General features: G+C 78.3%; 3 protein-coding genes and 1 pseudogene. All 4 read right to left on the reverse strand.

The window, feature by feature from the left end; translation table 11 throughout:
• Positions 1-357 (reverse strand): hypothetical protein (locus tag ABD317_RS34430; protein ID WP_344295405.1); only part of this gene is annotated, 357 nt, incomplete at its 3' end.
• A 97-nt stretch (positions 358-454) separates the two neighbouring features.
• Positions 455-1,846: an AAA domain-containing protein gene (locus tag ABD317_RS34435; protein ID WP_344295408.1), complete on the reverse strand. Its 1,392-nt coding sequence runs from the start codon at positions 1,844-1,846 to the stop codon at positions 455-457.
• A gap of 153 nt (positions 1,847-1,999) precedes the next feature.
• Positions 2,000-3,520, reverse strand: coding sequence for a hypothetical protein (locus ABD317_RS34440; RefSeq protein ID WP_344295411.1), 1,521 nt, complete (start codon positions 3,518-3,520; stop codon positions 2,000-2,002).
• Between the two features lie 5 nt (positions 3,521-3,525).
• Positions 3,526-3,777, reverse strand: a pseudogene (locus ABD317_RS34445) (hypothetical protein); the annotation flags it as partial.

Here is a 3,777-nt window from a genome sequence, read left to right on the forward strand (position 1 = left end):
CCCGCCGTTCGCCAGGAGGTCACGGCCGAACTCGACCATCCGGCGCGCGTAGTCCTCCGTCCAGTCCGCCCGCTCCGCGATCGCCGCCGGCGTCAGCCGGTCGAAGCGCTTGGGGTCGGCGAGCTGCGCCGCCGCCATCGCCTGGAACTCCACGGCCCGGTCCGTCGCCGCCCGGAAGGCCAGCGTGAGGTCGGTGGCGCGGGCCAGCAGCTCGCCGGGGTCCTCGATCGACTCCAGGCCGAAGAAGTGCTCGGCGTCGGGCTCCGCGAGCGGCGGCTCGAAGAGCAGTGCGGCGGGGCGGCGCGGCGTGGGCCGCCGGTCCGTACGCGCCGGCCGGGCCGGGTCCGGCTCCGTCATAGAGATCCTCCACTCGCCTTGGGGGCCGGCGCCCATTCTCCCCCGCCGCCGCGCCCGGCGGCACGACCGCCCGCACGGGCGGGTTGCGCGCCGGCTCTCACGCCCGTACCCGATGGTCCGCGAGGTGCGCCAGCACCGCCTGGTGCGCCTCCCAGCCGTCCGGGAACTTCACCGCCGCGCCCAGCTGCACCGGCTCCGTCGACGGATGCTCGTCCAGCAGCTCCGGCACCCCCGCCCGGCACACCACGACGCACGCGTGCCGGTGCCGCGAGGCGAGCACGCACAGCCGCCCGGTCTCCAGGTGGAACGCCGTCGCGTCCGGCCGCCCGGACAGCGGGTGCAGCACCACCGTGACGTCGAACTCCATGCCCTGCAGCCGGTTGGCCGTGTCCACCGTCACCTCGGCCGCCTGCTCCGGTACGGCCCGCGCGAGCGCGCCGCGCACCGCCGCGGCCTGGTCCCGGTGCGCCGTGCCCACCGCGATGCGGTCCGCGGTCAGCGGCGCCTCGCCGCGCTCCGACGCCGTCGTGCCGCGCCGCTCCAGCAGCCGCCGTACGACCTGCGCGACCGCCGCCACCGCCGCCGGGTCGGTCCGCGGCGTGTGCGCGGCGGGCAGCTCCAGCAGCCCCCAGCCGCTCGCCGCCGCCTCGTCCACCACCCGGTCGGCGCCCGAGCCGTCCGACCGCCCGGCGAACGCCAGCCGCCGCCCGCCAGGGCCCGTACCGCTGCGGAACGGGGTGAACGGGTAGAACGCGCGCGACACCAGCGGCGCCGCCGAGGCCGGCAGCCGCCAGGACACCGGCAGCCGGTGCTGCGGCAGCCCGGGGTGGTGCGCCAGCAGCGTCGTCACCGCACTGGCCGCCGGGTCCCACGCCAGCCCCGACCACTGCTCGGCGCCCACCGCGCTGAACGGGTCGAGCTGCCCGGGGTCGCCGACGAACAGCGCGCGCTCGAAGAGCCCGCCGACGGACAGCAGCGCGTCGGAGCGCATCTGGTACGCCTCGTCGACGATGGCGTGCTCCCAGCGCTCGGCCCCGTCGCCCTGCTTCGCCCGGGCCGCGGCGACGAAGGCCCACTTCGCGGCGGTGGAGGCGACGACGTCGAGCCCGGCGAGGTCGGCGAGGGACGTGGCGGTGCGCACGGACTCGTGCCGGTCGAGCACGGGGTCGTAGGGCCGGGGGTCGCTGCTGTGCAGCCGCCCCACGGGCAGGCCGGGCTGCTCCCGGGCGAGCCGGTCGACCAGGTCGTCGACCTGCGCGTTGGTCTGGGCGACGAGCACGAGGCGGCGGCCGGCCGCGGCCAGTTCGCGGGCGGCGCGGACGACGAGGGTGGACTTGCCGGCGCCGGGCGGGGAGTCGACCAGGACGCCGCGCGAGGGGCCGTCGAGGGTGTCGCGGAGGATGGCCTCGGTGGCGAGGCGCGCGGCGGCCGCGGGGTGGTATGTGTCCTCCGGACCACCTCGGGAGGGGGTATGCTCCCTAGCGGACAGTGCGTTGCGAGAACCAAGCACGCGAGTCCTCCGTTGACGTTCCGTCAACCGGGCTGGTTCCAACCCGGCTGGTGCTGATCGTGTCAGACTCGGTTGTTCGCTGAGCGACCGAGCAACGTGAGCCAGGAATCCCCTCCTTCACGAGGGGAGGGTTCAAAGGAAGTCCTCCGCCGTCATCGGGTCCGGGGTCTCCCACAGCGGGGCCGCGGACCCGCTGCCGTGCGTCCACGGGGTGTCCTCCGGCTCCGGCAGCGCCGGGCCGCGGCGGGCCGTGTGCTCGAACAGCGTCCACACCGCCCGGTCCCCCGGCTCCGGCACCGACCCCTCGGCGGGAGCGCGCGAGCGGCCCATGCCGTCCTGCAGTTGCACCGTGACCCGCCCCCCGCCGTACCCGGCGACCAGGGCCCGCTGCGTCTTCCCGCCGGGCAGCGCGCGGTAGACCCGGGCGCCCTCCTCCAGGTGCGGTTCGTCGTCCGTGACGACGGTGACCAGGGGCCGGGGCATGGGGCGGCGGCCCTCGGAGTACGCCATCTCCACCGCCTCCGTACGGCACGCGAACGCCTGCCCCGCGAGCCGCCGCTCCGCCATCGTCAGCGGGTCGTCCAGCGCCTCCTGGGCGTCCAGCTCGGCCAGCGCCCGCTCGCGCTGGGCGAGCTTGCGGGCGGCGGTCACCGCGTCGTCGCGGCGCGGCTGCGGGGGCTCGCCGGCGCGGAGCCGGTCGCGGTGGGCGGTGAACGACCACCGGTCGCCGAGCCACCGGCCCGGGACGTGAGCGCCCGGGGGCAGGGCGCGCAGCAGGTCGTACGACCGCCACACCGCGTCCCACGTGGGCCGCAGCCGGCTCTCCACGAGCCGGGCGACGGCGTCCTCGGCCGGCCGGGCCGCGGCGGGGTCGACGCCGGCCCGGGCGCGGTCGTAGCGGGCGACGGCGGGGGCGAGGAGCCGGTTGTCGAAGGCGGGGTCGGTGGCCGGGTCGGCCGGGGGCACGAGCAGCTGCCCGTCGGCGTCGCGGCCGGACTCGGCGCGCTCCGCGGCGGCGGCGCCGTCGGTGATCCAGGCGAGCAGGGCGCCGAGGTGCTGGTCCTCGACGGTGCTCTGGCCGGTGGCCCAGTGCCGGGCGAGCAGCTCGGTCGCCGACAGCAGCAGGGCGGCTCCGGGCACCCGGGCCCGTTCGCCGTAGTGCGACAGCCACCGGCCGAGCAGCGGCACGCGCGGGGGCGCGGGATACGGGGCGGCGGGGTCGTCCTCGGCGGCGCGGCGGAAGCGCATGGAGCGGCCGAGCAGGCGCACGTACTCGACGCCGGCGCGGCTGGGCACGAGCAGCTGCGCGGCGTCGGCGCAGGGCTCCTGGGCGGGTTCGGCGCCGCTGTCGGCGGCGGGCGGCTCAGCGGTGCCGCCGTCCTCCGTGTAGGACTCGACGTACGGCAGCACCTCCGCCGCCAGCTCCGCCAGGAACGCGAACCGCAGGTCGCGGTCGCGGGGCTGCGGCACGACCAGCAGCCGCGGGCGGTCGCGGTCGCTGCCGACGAGCGCGCCGAGCGGGGCGGCGGCCTCGCCGGCCGCGGTCATCGGTACGAGGACGAGCGGCCGGTCGGACAGGTGGCGGTGCCGGACCGTGGCCAGCGGCGTGGCCCGCCCGGCGACCACGGCCTCCGCCCGCGCGAGGGTGACCATGAGGCTCACACGCCGCCCCCCGCCTCCGGCGCGGAACGCGCCGCGCCGGGCCCGGGGGCGCCGGGCTCCGGGGCGGCAGAGCCGCGAACGCCGGGTCCGGGAGTGCCGGGTCCGGGGGTGCCGGGGGCCGCATCCGGGGCTGCGCCGCCGGCGGCCGTCGCCGCGGACAGCGCCTCGGCGCGCTGCGCCTCGGCGCGCCGCAGCCCTGCTACGGCGGGGTCCTGCGGGGGGAGACCGGCGTCGTCCGGCCCCACGGG

It is taken from the genome of Streptomyces synnematoformans (genome assembly GCF_039531005.1).
Lineage (GTDB): Bacteria > Actinomycetota > Actinomycetes > Streptomycetales > Streptomycetaceae > Streptomyces > Streptomyces synnematoformans.